This is a genomic window from Bradyrhizobium sp. USDA 4486 (assembly GCF_054057995.1).
Window position 1 is genome coordinate 8048084 of the sequence record NZ_JBSRZV010000001.1, and the last position, 17049, is coordinate 8065132.

Sequence of the window (17049 nt, forward strand, 5' to 3'; positions counted from 1 at the left end):
TCGCGCAACAGCTTGACGAAAGCTTAACGCCCTAGGGTTCTCCCGAATGGACCAGAATGGGGCTGTCGTGGGACCGCTTTATCTCTTCGAACTCGCATCGTCGCAGGCGCGTTACCTCGAACTCCGCCAGCAGACCATCGCGACCAACGTCGCCAATGCCAACACGCCGGGCTTCAAGGCGCGCGACGTCGAGCCCTTCAACAAGGTGCTCGACACCATGCCGGTCCGGCTTGCGACGACATCGCCGTCGCACCTGCAGCTGTCTGCGGCCGAGACCGACACGCGCGCGACGGCCAAGAAGGACAGCTGGGAAGTGGTCCACTCCGGCAACTCCGTCAGCCTCGAGCAGGAGATGATCAAGGGCAATGACGTCAATCGCGACTACTCGATGAACGCGGCCGTCGTGCGCTCGTTCCACCGCATGCTGCTGTCGAGCGCAAAGACCTGAGGTGAATTGACATGCTGGACGCACTGAGTGCCTCTCTGACGGTCGCGAGCTCCGGGCTCGAAGCGCAGTCGACGCGCATGCGCATCGTCTCGGAAAACCTCGCCAACGCCACCTCGACGGGCCGCACCGCCGGCGCCGATCCGTATCAGCGCAAGACCATCACCTTCGATGCCGCGATGGACCGCGCCTCCGGCGCCCAGCTTGCGAAGATCAAGGAGATCGGGGTCGACACCACGCCTTATCGCGTCGAGTACGATCCGGGGCATCCCGCCGCCGACAAGGCCGGCTACGTCAAGCTGCCGAACGTCAACATGATGATCGAGATGGCCGACATGCGGGAGGTCAACCGGTCGTATGAAGCCAATCTCCAGGTCGTGAAGCAGGTGCGCTCGATGCTCGGCATGACCATCGACCTTATGAGGAGCTGACAATGCTTGAGGCGATTTCATCCACCGCGGTCTCCGCCGGGCAGGCCGCGTCCCGCGCGACCGAGACACAGGCCATCGCGTCGGCGGCGCCGACCGCGGTCCAGTCGGGCGACGATCTCGGCTTCGAGTCGGTGATGAAGCAGGTGACGACGGACGCGATCGGCACGCTGAAGGCGGGCGAGGCGGCGTCGATCTCGGCGATGCAGGGCAAGGAGTCGACGCGGAAGGTCGTCGAGGCGCTGATGTCGGCCGAGCAGGCCATGCAGACGGCGGTCGCGGTCCGCGACAAGGTCGTGCAGGCTTACCAAGAAGTCGTTCGGATGTCGATTTGATCTGAGGGAGTGACGTAAGTGAAATCGCTCGCCATTGCGGCTACGGGCATGAATGCCCAGCAGACCAACATCGAAGTCATCGCGAACAACATCGCCAACATCAACTCGACCTCGTACAAGCGGGCGCGCGCCGAATTCACCGACCTGTTCTACCAGATGGACCGCATGCAGGGAGTCGCGAACGTCAACGGCTCCTCGCCGATTCCGGAAGGCGCCAATCTCGGCCTCGGCGTCAAGTCCGCGGCGATCCGCAAGCTGCACATCCAAGGCGCGCTGACGCAGACCGGAAACCCTTATGACCTCGCCATCAACGGCCGCGGCTGGTTTCAGGTGCTCGGTCCCAACAACGAGGTGCAATACACTCGCGCTGGCTCGTTCAACACCAATGCCAACGGCCAGCTCGTCACCATCGACGGCTACCTGCTGGATCCTGCGATCACGGTGCCGCAGGGAACGGTCCAGGTCACGGTCAACCAGACCGGACAGGTGTTTGCCAAGCTCGACACGGAAATCAACCCGCGCCAGATCGGCCAGCTCAACCTCGCCAATTTCGCCAACGAGGCGGGCCTCGAGCCGCTCGGTAGCAATCTCTACCGTGAGACGACGGCGTCAGGCACGCCCGTCGTCGGTCTGCCTGGCGATTCCGGCTACGGCAAGATCAACCAGCAATATCTCGAAGCCTCGAATGTCGATCCGGTGAAGGAGATCACCGAATTGATCTCGGCGCAGCGCGCCTACGAGATGAATGCCAAGGTCATCCAGGCCTCGGATGAAATGGCCTCGACCGTATCGAAGGGCCTTCGCTAGTTCCGGTGTCTCCATGTTGAACAGGGTTGGCCTGATCGTGCGCGGGTTGGCCGCCGTGCTGCTGGTTCTGGTCTCGGCTGGCATCGCCGTAGCCGAGGAGAAGCGGCTTCCCGTGCCGGCTGTGTCGATCCGCGCGGGCGAGCTGATCCGGGACGACATGATCACGGAGCGCGTCTTCGCGCCGAACGTGCTCGGCGTTGCCATGTTCATCGAAGGACGCCAGGTCCTGGTCGGCCGGATGGCGCGGCGCAACTTGCTGCCGGGCCAGCCGATTCCGACCAACTCGGTGGAAGAGCCCTGGACTGTCGCACGCGGCGCCATGGTCAAGGTCGTGGTCGAGGACAGCGGCCTGTCGATCGTCACCTACGGCTCGGCGATGCAGCAGGGCGCGCCCGGCGCGCTGATCCCGGTGCGCAACACCGATACCGGCGTGATCATCAGGGGCATCGTCCAGCCGGACGGTACCGTCAAGGTCGTGGACGGGTCATGACCAGGTTGCTGCTCGCGCTCGTCCTGCTCCTCTCCGCGGCCAGCGCCCAGGCCGCCGTCCGCATCAAGGATATCGCGGACATCAAGGGGTTGCGCGAAAACCAGATCGTCGGCTACGGCCTCGTCATCGGCCTGAACGGCACCGGCGACACGCTCCGCAACGCGCCGTTCACCGAGCAGTCCCTGCAATCGATGCTCGAGAACATGGGCATCAACGTCAGGAACGAGACCACCAGCACCAACAATCCGCCGCGTCCTACCACGCTTCGCACGCGCAACGTCGCGGCCGTGATGGTGACCGCGGATCTGCCGCCCTCGATCGGGCCCGGCGAGCGCATGGACGTGACGGTCTCGTCGCTCGGCGATGCGACCTCGCTGCTCGGCGGAACGCTGGTGATGACGTCGCTGCGCGCGGCCGACGGTGCGGTCTATGCCGTGGCGCAGGGCGCGGTCACGGTCGCCGGCTACAGCGTCGGAGGCCAGGCACAGAACGTCAGCCAGGGCACGCCGACCGCGGGACGCATTCCGAACGGCGCGCTGGTCGAGCGCGAGGTGCAGGGAAGTCTCCATGAGATGGAATTCCTGGTGCTGGAGCTCAAGAATCCCGATTTCGTCACCGCGACGCGCATCCTCGATGCCATCAACCGCTACGCCGGCGGCCGCTATCGGGCGCAGATCGCCTTCGAGCGCGACTATCGCACGATCGTGCTGTCGAAACCGCGCTACGTCGGGCCGGTCCGCTTCCTCGCGGAGATCGGCGAGCTGACGGTCGAACCCGACACTCCGGCGCGGGTGGTGATCAACGAGCGCACGGGGACGGTGGTGATCGGACGTGACGTGCGCATCTCGACCGTCGCCGTGACGCACGGCAATCTGACGGTTCGTGTCACCGAGCTTCCTGTGGTCTCGCAGCCCGCGCCGTTCTCGCAAGGGCAGACGGTCGTCGTTCCCCAGACTATCGTCGAGGCCAACGAAGCCGGATCGCAGGTGGCGATCCTCAGCGGCGTCGACCTCCAGCGTCTGGTGCGCGGCCTGAACCAGATCGGCCTGAAGCCGTCGGGCATCATCGCGATCCTCCAGGCCATCAAGACCGCCGGTGCGCTCCAGGCCGACGTCATCGTGCAATGATGCACAAGCGTCGTGCAAGCTTGGTCGCTCAATGCTCAGGTCTCGACCGAGAATCGCACGCGGCCCGATGCTGAAGCTGGATCACAAAGCCACACTCCTCGTCCTGGTCGCGGCGTCCGCGCTTGCGGGCGCCTCGCCCGTGCTGGCGCTGGACGAGGCCAAAGCGTCGAAGCCGCTCAACCTGCTCTCGTTCGCGCGCGCCCGTGCGCCGGGAGCGCAGAAGCCGCCTGCACCGGCGATGCCGATACCGGGCGACAACACGTTGATCCGGGCGACGGCGTGGGCGGCCGAAGACTCCGGTCCCGCGGTCACCGGTGTGGTGCCCGCGCCCGAGACGCCGGCACCGGCCCGGGCGCCCGCAGCCGCACCTGCATCCGCGCCCGTGCGCACGGTCAAGCCCGGCAGCGTCACGGCACCGCCGAAGCCTGCGCCGGCGCAGGCCGCTGTGCCCGCGGATAACGAGGTCGCGCTGTTCTGCAGCAACGTCGCCGACCCCGCGGTCGATGCGCGACTGGCCTGGCAGCTCAAGGAGCTGGAAAAGGCCGAGACCCAGCTCCGTGAGCGGATCGCCGAGGTCGAGGCCAAGCGCGCCGAATACGAGAAGTGGATGGCGCTGCGCGACGACTTTCTGAAGAAGGCCGAAGCGCAGGTCGTCGAGATCTACTCGCGCATGAAGCCGGATGCGGCCGCCACCCAGATCGCGGGCATGGCAGACGAGACCGCCGCCGCCGTGCTCGCCAAGCTCAACCCGAGGACCTCGAGCGCGATCTTCAACGAAATGGATACGGCGCGCGCGGCGCACCTTGCCGACCTGCTCGGCGGAATGCGCCGCGTGGATGACGGAAAGACCAAATAGATGAAGAAGCCGATCCTCGTCCTGTCGCTCCTGCTGTCGTCGGTGCTCCTGGCCGGATGCTTCAATGATCCGGCGGAAGTCTTGACCGGCCCGCGATTGTCGCCGGTCGGCAGCGGCCTCAGGACGCAGGCCGAACCGATCCCGGTGACGCCCCGCGTTCGCACGCCCGTGAGCTATCGCTCGACCTGGGACGACGGCACCGATCTCTACCGCGATCCCCGCGCCCGCCGCACCGGCGACGTCGTGACGGTGATCATCTCGATGCAGGACAAGGCCAAGCTCGACAACAAGACCGACCGCTCGCGCGATTCGCAGATCAAGTTCGGGTTGGACTGGCTGATGGACGTAGCCGGATGGAGCGACAAGGGCCAGGCCAACGCCAACCTCTCTACCAACACCCAGATCAAGGGCAACGGCCAGATCGATCGCACCGAGGACATCAAGCTGTCGATCGCCGCCGTCGTCACCGACGTGTTGCCGAACGGCAATATGATGATCAGCGGCTCGCAGGAATTCCGCGTCAACACCGAGATGCGCGTGCTCAACGTCGGCGGCATCGTGCGTCCGCGCGACATATCGCGCACCAACACGATCTCCTACGAGAAGATCGCGGAGGCGCGCGTGTCCTACGGCGGCCGCGGAAATCTGTCTGACGTGCAGCAACCCGGATGGGGACATCGCATCTATGACGCCGTGGCACCATTCTGAGAATAGCGCCGGCCGGGCCGCGTCGCGAGGGCAGGGGACGTGATGCGCCTGATCGCGGCCATTGTGGTGCTGACCCTGATCGCGATCGGCGCTGGCGCGTTCGCCGGTCTGCATCTGTTTGCGGCCGCGGAGCGCGTCGCCGACGCGAAGAAAGCCGCCGCGCCGCCACCTGTTGCCACGAGCTATGCCGGAAGCGCGCGGCTCAGGAAACTGTCTCCGATCGTGACCAATCTCGGCGCGCCGTCCAACAATTGGGCGCGTATCGAAGCTTCCATGGTGACCGATAGCATGAACGACGAGGACGCCGGCATCCTCGCAGCCCATATCAGCGAGGACATCGTGACCTATCTTCGCTCGGCGTCCGTCAGCCAGTTCGAGGGATCTCGCGGGCTCCAGCATCTGCGCGACGACCTGACCGAGCGCGCCAACATCCGCTCGTCGGGCAAGGTTCGCGAATTGATCATTGAGACGTTGGTGATCCAGTGAAATCGAGAGTCCTGCTGCTCGCGCTGGTTCTGGTCCTCCTGCCCGAGATGGCGTTCGCCCAGATTCCGGACCTCAACTCGCTGCTGCCTCCCGGCAACGGCTCGACCAGTGGCCGGATCATCCAGTTGATGGCGCTGATCACGGTATTGTCGGTGGCGCCGGGCCTGCTGATCATGGTGACGAGCTTCACACGGTTTGCGGTGGCGCTGTCGTTCCTGCGCTCCGGTCTCGGCCTCCAGACCACGCCGGCCAATCTGGTGCTGATCAGCCTCGCGCTGTTCATGACCTTCTACGTGATGGCGCCGACCTTCGACCGCGCCTGGGAGAGCGGTGTCCAGCCTCTCATGAAGAACGAGATCTCGGAGGAGGAGGCCTATCTGAAGATCACCGATCCGTTCCGCGAGTTCATGCTGGCGCATGTCCGCGACAAGGACCTCCAGACCTTCGAGGCGCTCGCCGCCGAGAGTTTTCGCAAGAAGTTCGACGACAAGCGCATCGATCTGCGCGTCATCATCCCGGCCTTCATGATCTCCGAGCTCAGGCGCTCGTTCGAGATCGGATTCCTCATCATGCTGCCGTTCCTGGTCATCGACATGATCGTGGCGACGCTGACCATGTCGATGGGCATGATGATGATGCCGCCGACGATCCTCGCGCTGCCGTTCAAGATGCTGTTCTTCGTGCTGATCGACGGCTGGAATCTGCTCGCCTCAGGCCTGGTGCGCTCGTTCTCGTAAGGCGCGATCGCCGGCCGGCCGGTTATGGTTAGCGAGAGGTACCGCATCATGGTTAGCGGTGGGTAATGTTAACCATATGATTTTGCTGGGAAATTCAAGCCGATCTTAAGCTGCGCGCAAGATTCGGCGTGCTAGCAATGCATCACGGCGGGTTGGACCCCACCCACATCAGTCCAAAGGCATGATGCCGTCCCTCCGTACCGGTGCAAGCCCGGTATGTCCCCTCGTGAAAATGTAACGCGTACATAAAGGGACATTCGCAATGTCAAGCCTGCTTACGAACTCGACCGCCATGACCGCACTCCAGACCCTGCGGTCTGTGAGTTCGCAGCTCTCCGCCACGCAAACCCGCATCTCCACCGGCCAGCGCGTCTCGACCGCTTCGGACAACGCCGCCTATTGGTCGATCGCGACCTCGATGCGCGCCGACAACGCCGCGCTCTCCGCCGTCTCCGACTCGCTCGGTCTGTCGGCCGCGACCGTCGACACCGAATACACCGCTCTGAACACGGTCATCGGCGACAAGAACTCCGGCTTGGTCAAGCTCCAGTCGCTGCTGGTCGAAGCCAAGACCGCCGGTATCGACCGCTCCAAGATCCAGGCCGACATCACCCAGATCCAGCAGCAGATGAAGAGCACCGCCGATGCGGCGACCTTCAACGGCGTGAACTGGCTGAGCACGACCGCCTCGACGCCGGCGACGGTCGACCTCGTGTCGTCCTACTCCCGCGTCCAGAGCACGCCGACCACGGGCTCGATTACCCTGACGGTCTCCAACTACTCGCTCTACACGTCCAGCACGAGCGGCATTCTGGACGCGCAGACCAGCGGTGTGTCGGTCGCCAACATGACTATCTCCTCGCTGACCGATGCTGCGACCGACCAGGCCACGCTCGATACCTACATCGCGCAGGTCACCGCTGCGATCAACAAGTCAGCTTCGGCCGCCGCCGATCTCGGCGCCGTCAAGAACCGTATCTCGACCAACACGGAATTCGTCAAGTCGCTGATGGACTCGGTTGATCGCGGTATCGGCCAGCTTGTCGACGCCGACATGAACCAGGAGTCCACCCGTCTGGCGGCCCTCCAGGTCCAGCAGCAGCTCGGCGTGCAGGCGCTTTCGATCGCCAACAACAGCAGCCAGAGCATCCTGTCGCTGTTCCGCTAAACCCAAGTACAATCCAGGGAGGGTCGCGCTTCTCGCAAAGCGCGGCCCTTTCGTTTGGCGTGACGCGACGCGCACGCCTTCAATTCGGCTGCTCTGTTGCAGCCGAGTCACAGAGCCACAAGCCTCGCACAAGCTTCGCACGTTACGGTCGCCGTACGACAGGTTGGGCCTAACCGCTTTTCGGCAGCCCAAAGGCATGACGCCGCCCTGTCGTACCGGTGCAAGTCCGGTATGTCCCCACTCCATCAATCTCAAAGGGACATCAAAATGGGTTCTAGCCTTCTCACCAACTCCGCAGCAATGACGGCGCTGCAGACCCTCCGCAACGTCAGCTCCAACCTGCAGACGACCGAAAACCGGATCTCGACCGGCCAGCGCGTCTCGACCGCTTCGGACAACGCGGCCTACTGGTCGATCGCAACCTCGATGCGCGCCGACAACGCCGCGCTCTCCGCGGTTTCCGACTCGCTCGGTCTGTCGGCTGCGACTGTCGATACCGAATATACCGCTCTGACCGCCGTGGTCGGCGACAAGACGGGTGGCCTGACCAAGCTGCAGTCGCTGCTGGTCGAAGCCAAGACCGCCGGTATCGACCGCGCCAAGATCCAGGCCGACATCACCCAGATCCAGCAGCAGATGAAGAACACCGCCGCTGCGGCGACCTTCAACGGCGTGAACTGGCTGAGCGCGACCGCCTCGACGCCGGCGACCTTCGACCTGGTGTCGTCGTTCTCGCGCATCCAGAGCACGCCGACCATCGGCTCCATCACCCTGACGATCTCGAACTATTCGCTCTACACCTCGACCTCCTCCGGCATTCTGGACACGCAGACCAGCGGTGTGTCGGTCGACAACCTGACCATCACCTCGCTGACTGACGCGGCGACCGACCAGGCCACGCTCGATACCTACATCGCGCAGGTCACCGCTGCGATCAACAAGGTGGCTTCCGCCGCCGCCGACCTCGGCGCCGTCAAGAACCGCATCTCCACCAACACGGAATTCGTCAAGACCCTGATGGACTCCGTGGATCGCGGTATCGGCCAGCTCGTCGACGCCGACATGAATGCGGAATCGACCCGCCTGCAGGCGCTGCAGACCCAGCAGCAGCTCGGCGTTCAGGCGCTCTCGATCGCCAACCAGAACAGCCAGAGCATCCTGTCGCTGTTCCGCTAAGCCTGAAAACTATCCGAACGGGGGCCGCGCTTCTCGCGAAGCGCGGCTCTTTTCATGTTGGCGTGACGTCCCGCACAAGCCGTAAATTCGGCTGCACCATTGTGGTCCGGTTACGGAGCCACAAGCCCCGCACAAACTTCGCGTGCTATCGCCGCCGTTACGACAGGTTGAGCGCGCTTTTCCGCGGCCCAAAGGCATGATGCCGCCCTGCCGTACCGGTGCAAACCCGGTATGTCCCAAAAAATTCATTCTATTTCCAGGGGACGTCAAAAATGAGTTCTAGTCTGCTCACCAACTCCGCTGCAATGACGGCGCTGCAGACCCTCCGCAACGTCAGCTCCAACCTGCAGACCACCGAAAACCGGATCTCGACCGGCCAGCGCGTCTCGACCGCGTCGGACAACGCCGCCTATTGGTCGATCGCAACCTCGATGCGCGCCGACAACGCCGCGCTCTCCGCGGTCTCCGACTCGCTCGGTCTATCGGCCGCGACCGTCGACACCGAATACACCGCTCTGACCGCCGTGGTCGGCGACAAGACCGGTGGTCTGACCAAGCTGCAGTCGCTGCTGGTCGAAGCCAAGACCGCCGGTATCGACCGCGCCAAGATCCAGGCCGACATCACCCAGATCCAGCAGCAGATGAAGAGCACCGCCGCTGCGGCGACCTTCAACGGCGTGAACTGGCTGAGCGCGACCGCCTCGACGCCGGCGACCTTCGACCTGGTGTCGTCATTCTCGCGCGTCAGCGGCACGCCGACTATCGGCTCCATCACCCTGACGATCTCCAACTATTCGCTCTACAGCTCGACCTCCACCGGCATTCTGGACACGCAGACCAGCGGTGTGTCGATCGACAACCTGACCATCACCTCGCTGACCGATGCCGCGACCGACCAGGCCACGCTCGATACCTACATCGCGCAGGTCACCGCTGCGATCAACAAGGTGGCTTCGGCCGCCGCCGACCTCGGCGCCGTCAAGAACCGCATCCAGACCAATACGGATTTCGTCAAGACCCTGATGGACTCCGTGGATCGCGGTATCGGCCAGCTCGTCGACGCCGACATGAATGCGGAATCGACCCGCCTGCAGGCGCTCCAGACCCAGCAGCAGCTCGGCGTTCAGGCGCTCTCGATCGCCAACCAGAACAGCCAGAGCATCCTCTCGCTGTTCAAGTAAGCTTCGGCTTTCAAAATGACCGTGCTCCCCATGGGAGCACGGTCCCCGCCATGAACGGTGGATTTGGCGGCACATGATGTGCCTGCAATGACCTCCTGACGCCAGACTTCATGGAGCACCCGCCGCCGATTGCGTTGTCGTGCGGTCGTGCGCCCGATGGCTGCTGCTGGACCGTTTGCGTCGGAGGAAATCCTTGCAAAATTACAACGCCTCGCCAGCGAACCGACACATTCGTGTCCTTGCGCAACCTTCAGACAAGGTTGGCAGCGGAGTGTCCTCTATGTTCGCATTGGTACGAGGTCATATGCTGTTCAGTCGTGCGCAGATACAGCAACTGCTCAACAATCTGCTGGAGCTTGGGCCGCGACGCCTGATGGCCTTGGGACTGATCGGCTTTGCCGTTCTCGTCACCGTTGTCGGCGGCGCGTACTATCTAAGCCGGCCGGAATTCGAGACGCTCTATACCGGCCTGACCCGCGAGGACGTGACGCGCATGGGCGCGGCGCTGCGCGAGCAGAACATCGCCTTCGACGTCAATACGGCTGGCGATGCCGTCTCGGTGCGCCCGAGCCAGACCATGCAGGCGCGGATGCTGCTCGCCGAAAAGGGCCTGCCGACCAGCGCCAATTCCGGCTACGAGCTGTTCGACAAGATCGGCTCGCTCGGCTTGACCTCGTTCATGCAGGAAGTGACGAAGCTGCGCGCGCTCGAAGGCGAGATCGCGCGTACAGTGCAGCTGATGAAGGGAGTGAAGGCTGCGCGGGTGCATATCGTGCTGCCGGTACGCGGCTCGTTCCGCGCGACGCAGCAGCCGCCTTCGGCATCGGTCGTGCTGCGCACCGATGGCGCGATCGAAGCGCGCACCGCGCAGTCGATCCGCCATCTCGTCGCAGCCGCCATTCCCGGCATGAGCCGCGACAAGGTGACCGTGCTGGACGCCGACGGCTCAATGCTGCTCGCCGAGGAGGACGAGGCGAGCGCTGCGCCGACCAAGATGGCGAGCCTCCAGAAGACGGTCGGCGGCATGGTGCAGGAGAACATCCGCAAGGCGCTAACGCCCTATCTGGGCCTCGACAATTTCGAGGTGAGCGTCGCCCCGCAGCTCTCCACCGACAAGCGGCAGATCAACGAGACCGTCTACGATCCGGAGAGCCGCGCCGAGCGTTCGGTGCGAAACGTCCGCGAAAAGGAATCGTCGCAGAACGCGGACCGCTCGCAGCCGACCACGGTGCAGCAGAATCTGCCCGACCAGCAGGTCAATTCCGGCGGGACCAAGAATTCCAGCGAAGACAAGACCCGCCGCGAGGACGTCACCAATTTCGAAGTGTCGTCGAAGACCACGACGACGGTGAGTGACGGCTATTCGGTCAAGAAACTCTTCATTGCCGTGCTGGTCAACCGCGCGCGGCTCGTTGCCGATCTCGGCGACAAGAGCAACCAGGCCATCATCGACAGCAAGCTCGCCGAGATCAGCCAGCTCGCGGCGACCGCCGGCGGGCTGGACAAGACGCGCGGCGACCAGATCCAGGTGACGGCCGTCGACTTCATCGAAGGCTCGCGTGAACTCGCTCCGGTGCCGCCGATCAGCTTTGTCGAGATGATCAACAAGCAGCTCGGCAGCGTCATCAACGCGGTGACGATCTTGGCCGTCGCCTCAATGCTGGTCTGGTTCGGCCTTCGTCCCGCGGTCAACGGCATCCTGACTCACCGCGCACAGCAGGAGCAGACCGAAGAGGCCGAGGCCGCGGAGCTCGAAACCGCCGCGGCTCTCGCCTTGGCCGAGAGCCAGGATCCCGAGCTCAACCTCGTCGAGGACCTCGAAGGCAAGATGCAGCGGACGCCGCAGAAGCGGCTGGAGCAGATCGTCCGGCTCGATCAGATGCAGGCGGCGGCAATCCTTAAAGACTGGATGCGACGCGAGGAGGCGGCATGAACGCGGCAATCGGAAAACTCCTGACGCAGTTCGACGCGAACGGCCGGGCCAAGTCGCCGCCGCCTCCGCCGCCCAAGATTCAGGACGTGCTGACGAGACAGAAGGAGGCCCGGCGCGAGCCGCAGCCTCAGGCTCAGCCGCAGCGCCAACCTCAATCGCAGCCGCAGCTTCAGCCGCCGCTTTCGGCGCCCGAGCCGGAAGCTCCGCCGGTCAATCTTCTCGACGATGCCTATCGTCGCGGCCACGCCGCCGGCGTTGCGGAAGGCGATGCCAAGGTCGCCGAGGAGCGGGTGCGTAGCGCGATCCGGCTCGGCGAGGAGCGCGCCAAATGGTCCGACCAGCAGGCGGCGGCGATCGTCAGCGGTTTCGAGGCGGCATGCCGCGAGATCGAGACCAACATCGCGAGCTCCGTCGCGCGCATATTGCTGCCGTTCCTCGCCGAAGCGGTCCGCGACAAGGCGATCGGGTCTCTGGTCGAGCAGGTCGCGGCTCTGACCGGCAACTCGCCGGTGCCGGTGTTCAAAGTGACGGGCCCGAGCGAGCTGCTTGACCTCGTGAGGACGCAGCTCGAGGCTTCCAAGCGCGCGAGCATCGAGTATGAGGTCGCCGAGACCCTGGAGGTCCGCGTCATCGCCGACCAGACCGTGATCGAGACGCAGATATCGGCGTGGAGCGAGCGCCTGAAAGACGCGCGCCGGTAGTCGCCATGGAAGAGGTCAAGCAGGAGCTCGTTATCGTCCGCCGGCGCAGCGCCTTCGCCGAGGAGGCGCATCACGGTGGCGTGTGGAAGATCGCCTATGCGGATTTCATGACCGCGATGATGGCGTTCTTCCTGGTCATGTGGCTGCTCAACGCCCTCAACCAGGACCAAAAGCAGGTGGTCGCGAGCTATTTCAATCCAATCAAGCTTGCGGAGAACGCGCCTGCTCCGAAGGGCCTCAAGGATATCACCAAGAAAGAGCCGACGCAGTTCGAGGGGCAGGATGGCAAGCGCCAGCCAGCCGGGCCGAATGAGGAGCGTCGCGGCGACTCGCCGACGGCCGAGAAGCCGGCTTCCTTCGAAGAGAAAGTCCTGTTCCGCGATCCCTTTGCGACGCTTGCCGAGATCGCCAACAGCTCCAACCAGGCTTCGGGCCAGCGGCGTGCAGGTGCGCTGACCTCGGCTGAAGAGGAAGGCCTCAAGGGCGGCGACGCCTATCGCGATCCCTTCGATCCCGGCTATTGGAAGCTGGCGCCGCAAATGTCGAAGGATGCGGATCGCTTCGTCGACAGCGAGCCAAAGCCGAATGCGTCCGCGCGGGACAATGCGTCCGGAGCGGGCCAAGGGGAGGCGCAGGTGCGCCGTGCCAAGACGGACGATGCCGGCGGAAGCGTCGCTGCCAATACCGATGCTTCGTCCGCAAGCCTGTCGCCCCTGCTGCCGCCAGGGCCTGCGCCGTCGCAGGCTCAGCACGACGGCGGCGCCCAGGCGAATGCGCAGCCTGCGCAGCCGGCCGCTCAAGCCAATGCCGGCGCGCAACCGCGCGCTGGCGATCAAGCCAAGAATTCGGAACCGCGCGATGCGGCGCAGACTCAGCAGCCGACCGTCAAGCAGCTTCAATCCGCGATCGCGGATGCGCTGTCGGATATCAAGGCCGGCGCCGGACCAGTCGCCGAGGTGCGTCAGGTCGAGGAAGGTCTTCTGATCAGCCTCACCGACGATGCCAGCTTCGGCATGTTCGCGGTCGGCTCGGCGGAGCCGCGACCCGAGCTGATCCGTGTGATCGACAAGATCGGGCCGTTGCTGACGAAGCGCCAGGGCGTGATCATCGTGCGCGGCCACACCGATAATCGGCCTTACAAGTCGGAGAACTACGACAATTGGCGGCTGTCGACGGCGCGCGCACAGATGGCCTATTACATGCTGGTCCGCTCCGGCGTCGATGCGCAGCGAATCGAGCACGTCGAAGGCTATGCCGATCGGCGGCCGAAGCTTCCGAACGACCCGGCCGCCGCGCAGAACCGCCGGATCGAGATCCTGGTTCGGGAGAAGCGCCCTTGATCAGGCTGCTCCTCTGCGCAGCGTTGCTGATGCTGCCGCCCCTGGCGGCTGCACGCGCCTTGGCTGAGACGGCGCCGTCGCCAACCCCGGCCCCGGCGCTCGCTCCTGCGCCTGCAACGGCGTCGAACGAACCCTATGAGCTCGTACGCCGATTGCAGGCGGTGCAGGACGGCATCGCCAATGGCGATACCGCCGCGCATGGCAGCCACATCGCGCTGATCCGGCAGATCGGCGAGAAGTTTCTCGCCGCCGATGCGAACGTGTGGAGCAATCCGCAGAACGGCCAGGCCGTCGTCATCTACATGCTCAGCGGCGGCGCGCCGCAACTGGTCCGCAAGCTGCCGCGCGACAAGATCAATGTCGAGGGGCGGCTGTTCGACGGTGCGCTCGCCTATGTCGAAGGCCGCCAGGACGAAGCGCGCGAGCTGCTCAAGGATGTCAAGCCGCGGACGCTTCCGTCGGGCCTGGGCGGACAGGTCGCGCTGGTTCAGGGGGCGCTGTTCGCACGCTTGGAAGCATCGCTCGCGATCGAGCGCCTCGACGACGCCCGTCTGCTTCTGCCCGGCACGCTGGTGGAGGAAGCTGCACTGCGCCGCGAGATCCTGCTGGTCGGACAGGCCGAGGATTTCGACAAGTTCGAGTTCCTGACGCTGGCTTACATCCGCCACTATCGCAACTCGATCTATGCCGGCGACTTCTGGCAGCGCTTCTCCTCGGGCCTGACGCAATCGAGCCTCGCGCTCGACGAGCGCCGCTTCTCGCGAATCGGCAGCCTGCTGGAGCAGATCGACCGCGCGAGCCGCCTCAAGCTCTATCTCGTGATCGCACGCGCCGCGATGCTGCGCGGACGGATGGAAGTGACCCGGCTTGCCGGCGAGCGCGCGCTGACGCTCAGTGCCGATGCTTCTGCGGAGCGGGAGCGAGCGCATCTCTTCCGCGGCGCCTCGCGTGCGCTCACCGACGAATATGACGGTGGTCTTGCCGAGCTGAAGGCACTCGACCGCTCGAAGCTGCCCGAGCGCGACGTTCCGCTTCTGAACGCGACGGTGCAACTCGCGCTCGACGTCCGCAAGCCGTTCGCGGGCGCACCTGCCGCTGCCGCCGACAAGCCGGCGGCAACCCCGGCGCGTCTCGATCTCGCGTCGTCGACCGCGGCCCTCGCACGCGCGCAGAAGCAGCTCAGCGAACTCGAACTTCTCACCAGGGATCGTCGTCCATGACGAAACTCAGCGGAACATCAGGACAGGTCTTCTCCGGCCTCGCCGAGAGCCTCAACATGCGCGGGACGTCGCGTTCTGGGAAAGGCACTGGTGCGAAATCGCAGGCGAATTCGTCATTCAACGATTTGCTCCACACCGTCTCGAACCTCGCCAAGCGGGCGCTGAATGAGGAGAGCGGCGACACGGCCGTGAAAACCGCAACGCTGCGCACGCGCCTCGCGGACCCGACCGGGAAGGACCGCACGGTGCACGAGCACGCCGAGGCGGCAGACGAACCCACATCATCGGAGAAGTCTTCCGACGAGAAGACCAGCAAATCGTCGGAGAAGCAACATCCGGTCGATATCGCCTCGAAAGCGGATGCCGAGAGCCGATCGAGCACCCCGGTGATCGCTGGACCGGAGCTCGCCGCCGCGAATCCGCAGATGCAATTGCCGACGGACGACAAGAAGGGCGCGCCCGCGCGAGATGACCGGTCCTCCTCGACCAAGCGGGAGAGTCAGGCACCGGCGAAGGCGGCCGCGGTCGATTCCGCGCCGGCTGGCGCAGCTCCAGCCAGCCCGCGCGCGCAAGGTCCGGCTTCGCAAGCGTGGGCAGCTCAGGAGGCCGCACCCCAGCAAGGCGGCGAGGCTGCGAAGGCAATGCCTGCGACGTCAGGCTTCGAAGCCGTCACAGCCAATGTCGAACGCGCGGTCAAGGCCTCGTCGCGGGACACCTTGCCCGAAGCGACCAAGGTCACCGTGGTCCAGCAGGAAACCCATCTGCCGCCGGCGCAATTCAACGCGCCGCAACAGGTCGCCAACGCGGTCGTCACCGAGTTGAAGGAAACCGCGACGCCGATGGCGTCCGCGGCTGCCGATCTCGCGATGTCACAGGCCAACGCGCCGGAGCCTGTCAAGATTCTGACCATCAATCTCGAGCCGCCGCAGCTCGGCAACGTCACCGTGCGCCTTCGTCTCGTCGGTACCGAGGTGTCCGTCCATCTTGCGGCCGAACGGAAGGACACCAGCCAGATGCTGGACCAGCAGCGCGACCAGATCGGCGATCTGATGCAGTCGGCCGGTTACGTTGCCGACGTCGCGCCGGTGCAGCATGGCTCGCTGGACGGATTCCCGAGCGGCTCCGGCCAGTCGCAACCGCATCTCCCGGGCCAGCAACAGCCTCCGCCCCAGTCGCAAGGCACGTTCGACGGCACCGGCAGTTCATCGGGGCAATCGGACGGCGAGGCGAGGCAGACCCGCCAGGAGCGTCAGTCCAACCAGGAGACACGTCATGATCAGGACGTGGGCCAGCAGACTCGTCGCGGTCCTGTTTATCTGTAACGCGGGCACCGCGGCAGCGGCGACCGACAATGCGCGTCCCTGCGAGCGCGAGATGGCGCGTGCGTCCCAGCAGCACGGCATTCCGCTCGGCATTCTCTATGCGGTCGGCCTGACCGAAACCGGACGGCGCGGCGCGCTCCATCCTTACGCACTGGGCGCCGATGGGCAGACCGTGTTCGCCAAGGACATGAATGATGCGATCGCGAATTTCGAGGCGATGCGCGCCAAGGGCATCAAGCTGATCGACCTCGGCTGCATGCAGATCAACCACTACTATCATGGCGACAAGTTCACGTCCGTGCGCGCGATGTTCGATCCCGCCAAGAACGTGGAATATGCCGCGCGCTTCCTGAAGGAGCTGAAGCAGCGCGAGGGCAGCTGGACCATGGCGGTCGCCCGCTACAATGCCGGCCCCAACAATCAGCCGGCGCAGAAGCGCTATGTCTGCCACATCGTCGCGCATCTCGTCTCGAGCGGCTTCGGCGCGTGGACCGACAAGGCGCGCTCGTTCTGTCAACCCAAGGCGACATGACCAGGACAACCCTGAAGTTGTGCATGGTTCCCAATCATCAGCCCCGCGCAAGCAAGA

The 17049-nt window shown here is 64.7% G+C and carries 19 protein-coding genes; all 19 read left to right on the forward strand.

The features are described 5' to 3' along the window. Nucleotides 1–46 precede the first annotated feature (46 nt). The 19 genes from flgB to ACVWY3_RS38100 all read left to right on the forward strand — a co-directional run bounded on the left by flgB (nt 47) and on the right by ACVWY3_RS38100 (nt 16992). Nucleotides 47–448 carry a flagellar basal body rod protein FlgB gene (flgB, locus tag ACVWY3_RS38010; protein WP_235543969.1) on the forward strand — a complete coding sequence of 134 codons (402 nt, stop codon included), beginning with the start codon at nt 47–49 and terminating at the stop codon, nt 446–448. An 11-nt stretch (nt 449–459) separates the two neighbouring features. Continuing rightward, nucleotides 460–876 carry a flagellar basal body rod protein FlgC gene (gene flgC, locus ACVWY3_RS38015; protein WP_456843026.1) on the forward strand — a complete coding sequence of 139 codons (417 nt, stop codon included), beginning with the start codon at nt 460–462 and terminating at the stop codon, nt 874–876. A gap of 2 nt (nt 877–878) precedes the next feature. Beyond that, a complete protein-coding gene (locus ACVWY3_RS38020) occupies nt 879–1208 on the forward strand; it encodes a flagellar hook-basal body complex protein FliE (RefSeq protein ID WP_456843027.1) in 330 nt (109 codons plus the stop codon). A gap of 18 nt (nt 1209–1226) precedes the next feature. After that, nucleotides 1227–2015, forward strand: coding sequence for a flagellar basal-body rod protein FlgG (gene flgG / locus ACVWY3_RS38025; RefSeq protein ID WP_027565126.1), 789 nt, complete (start codon nt 1227–1229; stop codon nt 2013–2015). A gap of 13 nt (nt 2016–2028) precedes the next feature. After that, on the forward strand, nt 2029–2505 hold the full coding sequence (gene flgA, locus ACVWY3_RS38030; protein ID WP_456843028.1) for a flagellar basal body P-ring formation chaperone FlgA: 477 nt from the start codon (nt 2029–2031) through the stop codon (nt 2503–2505). Then, a complete protein-coding gene (gene flgI, locus ACVWY3_RS38035; RefSeq protein WP_456843029.1) occupies nt 2502–3632 on the forward strand; it encodes a flagellar basal body P-ring protein FlgI in 1131 nt (376 codons plus the stop codon). The genes flgA and flgI overlap by 4 nt, the downstream gene beginning before the upstream one ends. Nucleotides 3633–3699: 67 nt before the next feature. Next, nucleotides 3700–4488, forward strand: coding sequence for a MotE family protein (locus tag ACVWY3_RS38040; RefSeq protein WP_456843030.1), 789 nt, complete (start codon nt 3700–3702; stop codon nt 4486–4488). Further along, nucleotides 4489–5196 carry a flagellar basal body L-ring protein FlgH gene (flgH, locus tag ACVWY3_RS38045; RefSeq protein WP_456843031.1) on the forward strand — a complete coding sequence of 236 codons (708 nt, stop codon included), beginning with the start codon at nt 4489–4491 and terminating at the stop codon, nt 5194–5196. It begins immediately after the preceding gene. A gap of 42 nt (nt 5197–5238) precedes the next feature. Beyond that, the gene (locus ACVWY3_RS38050; RefSeq protein ID WP_456843032.1) at nt 5239–5682 is read left to right on the forward strand and encodes a flagellar basal body-associated FliL family protein; all 444 of its coding nucleotides are present in this window, start codon (nt 5239–5241) and stop codon (nt 5680–5682) included. After that, nucleotides 5679–6419, forward strand: coding sequence for a flagellar type III secretion system pore protein FliP (gene fliP / locus ACVWY3_RS38055; protein WP_456843033.1), 741 nt, complete (start codon nt 5679–5681; stop codon nt 6417–6419). Before ACVWY3_RS38050 ends, fliP begins: the two co-directional genes overlap by 4 nt. A gap of 262 nt (nt 6420–6681) precedes the next feature. Further along, nucleotides 6682–7587 (forward strand): flagellin N-terminal helical domain-containing protein, encoded by a 906-nt coding sequence (locus ACVWY3_RS38060; RefSeq protein WP_456843034.1) that lies wholly within the window; start codon nt 6682–6684, stop codon nt 7585–7587. Between the two features lie 267 nt (nt 7588–7854). Next, entirely contained in the window at nt 7855–8763 is a 909-nt protein-coding gene (locus ACVWY3_RS38065; protein WP_456843035.1) for a flagellin N-terminal helical domain-containing protein, read from the forward strand. Between the two features lie 272 nt (nt 8764–9035). Next, on the forward strand, nt 9036–9944 hold the full coding sequence (locus ACVWY3_RS38070; RefSeq protein ID WP_456843036.1) for a flagellin N-terminal helical domain-containing protein: 909 nt from the start codon (nt 9036–9038) through the stop codon (nt 9942–9944). A gap of 304 nt (nt 9945–10248) precedes the next feature. Further along, nucleotides 10249–11877, forward strand: coding sequence for a flagellar basal-body MS-ring/collar protein FliF (gene fliF, locus ACVWY3_RS38075; protein ID WP_456843037.1), 1629 nt, complete (start codon nt 10249–10251; stop codon nt 11875–11877). Beyond that, nucleotides 11874–12578, forward strand: coding sequence for a hypothetical protein (locus ACVWY3_RS38080; RefSeq protein ID WP_456843038.1), 705 nt, complete (start codon nt 11874–11876; stop codon nt 12576–12578). The genes fliF and ACVWY3_RS38080 overlap by 4 nt, the downstream gene beginning before the upstream one ends. Nucleotides 12579–12583: 5 nt before the next feature. Beyond that, nucleotides 12584–13918, forward strand: coding sequence for a MotB family protein (locus ACVWY3_RS38085; protein WP_456843039.1), 1335 nt, complete (start codon nt 12584–12586; stop codon nt 13916–13918). After that, nucleotides 13915–15138 (forward strand): chemotaxis protein, encoded by a 1224-nt coding sequence (locus ACVWY3_RS38090; protein ID WP_456843040.1) that lies wholly within the window; start codon nt 13915–13917, stop codon nt 15136–15138. Before ACVWY3_RS38085 ends, ACVWY3_RS38090 begins: the two co-directional genes overlap by 4 nt. Beyond that, the gene (fliK, locus tag ACVWY3_RS38095; protein WP_456843041.1) at nt 15135–16460 is read left to right on the forward strand and encodes a flagellar hook-length control protein FliK; all 1326 of its coding nucleotides are present in this window, start codon (nt 15135–15137) and stop codon (nt 16458–16460) included. Before ACVWY3_RS38090 ends, fliK begins: the two co-directional genes overlap by 4 nt. Further along, nucleotides 16411–16992 carry a transglycosylase SLT domain-containing protein gene (locus tag ACVWY3_RS38100; protein WP_456843042.1) on the forward strand — a complete coding sequence of 194 codons (582 nt, stop codon included), beginning with the start codon at nt 16411–16413 and terminating at the stop codon, nt 16990–16992. The genes fliK and ACVWY3_RS38100 overlap by 50 nt, the downstream gene beginning before the upstream one ends. Nucleotides 16993–17049 lie beyond the last annotated feature (57 nt).

Excerpts from the sequence above, each read along its gene's own strand:
- flgB (WP_235543969.1), top strand. The coding sequence starts at position 47 with ATGGACCAGAATGGGGCTGTCGTGGGACCGCTTTATCTCTTCGAACTC.
- flgC (WP_456843026.1), top strand. The coding sequence starts at position 460 with ATGCTGGACGCACTGAGTGCCTCTCTGACGGTCGCGAGCTCCGGGCTC.
- ACVWY3_RS38020 (WP_456843027.1), top strand. The coding sequence starts at position 879 with ATGCTTGAGGCGATTTCATCCACCGCGGTCTCCGCCGGGCAGGCCGCG.
- flgA (WP_456843028.1), top strand. The coding sequence starts at position 2,029 with ATGTTGAACAGGGTTGGCCTGATCGTGCGCGGGTTGGCCGCCGTGCTG.
- flgI (WP_456843029.1), top strand. The coding sequence starts at position 2,502 with ATGACCAGGTTGCTGCTCGCGCTCGTCCTGCTCCTCTCCGCGGCCAGC.
- ACVWY3_RS38040 (WP_456843030.1), top strand. The coding sequence starts at position 3,700 with ATGCTGAAGCTGGATCACAAAGCCACACTCCTCGTCCTGGTCGCGGCG.
- flgH (WP_456843031.1), top strand. The coding sequence starts at position 4,489 with ATGAAGAAGCCGATCCTCGTCCTGTCGCTCCTGCTGTCGTCGGTGCTC.
- ACVWY3_RS38050 (WP_456843032.1), top strand. The coding sequence starts at position 5,239 with ATGCGCCTGATCGCGGCCATTGTGGTGCTGACCCTGATCGCGATCGGC.
- ACVWY3_RS38060 (WP_456843034.1), top strand. The coding sequence starts at position 6,682 with ATGTCAAGCCTGCTTACGAACTCGACCGCCATGACCGCACTCCAGACC.
- ACVWY3_RS38065 (WP_456843035.1), top strand. The coding sequence starts at position 7,855 with ATGGGTTCTAGCCTTCTCACCAACTCCGCAGCAATGACGGCGCTGCAG.
- ACVWY3_RS38070 (WP_456843036.1), top strand. The coding sequence starts at position 9,036 with ATGAGTTCTAGTCTGCTCACCAACTCCGCTGCAATGACGGCGCTGCAG.
- fliF (WP_456843037.1), top strand. The coding sequence starts at position 10,249 with ATGCTGTTCAGTCGTGCGCAGATACAGCAACTGCTCAACAATCTGCTG.
- ACVWY3_RS38080 (WP_456843038.1), top strand. The coding sequence starts at position 11,874 with ATGAACGCGGCAATCGGAAAACTCCTGACGCAGTTCGACGCGAACGGC.
- ACVWY3_RS38085 (WP_456843039.1), top strand. The coding sequence starts at position 12,584 with ATGGAAGAGGTCAAGCAGGAGCTCGTTATCGTCCGCCGGCGCAGCGCC.
- fliK (WP_456843041.1), top strand. The coding sequence starts at position 15,135 with ATGACGAAACTCAGCGGAACATCAGGACAGGTCTTCTCCGGCCTCGCC.
- ACVWY3_RS38100 (WP_456843042.1), top strand. The coding sequence starts at position 16,411 with ATGATCAGGACGTGGGCCAGCAGACTCGTCGCGGTCCTGTTTATCTGT.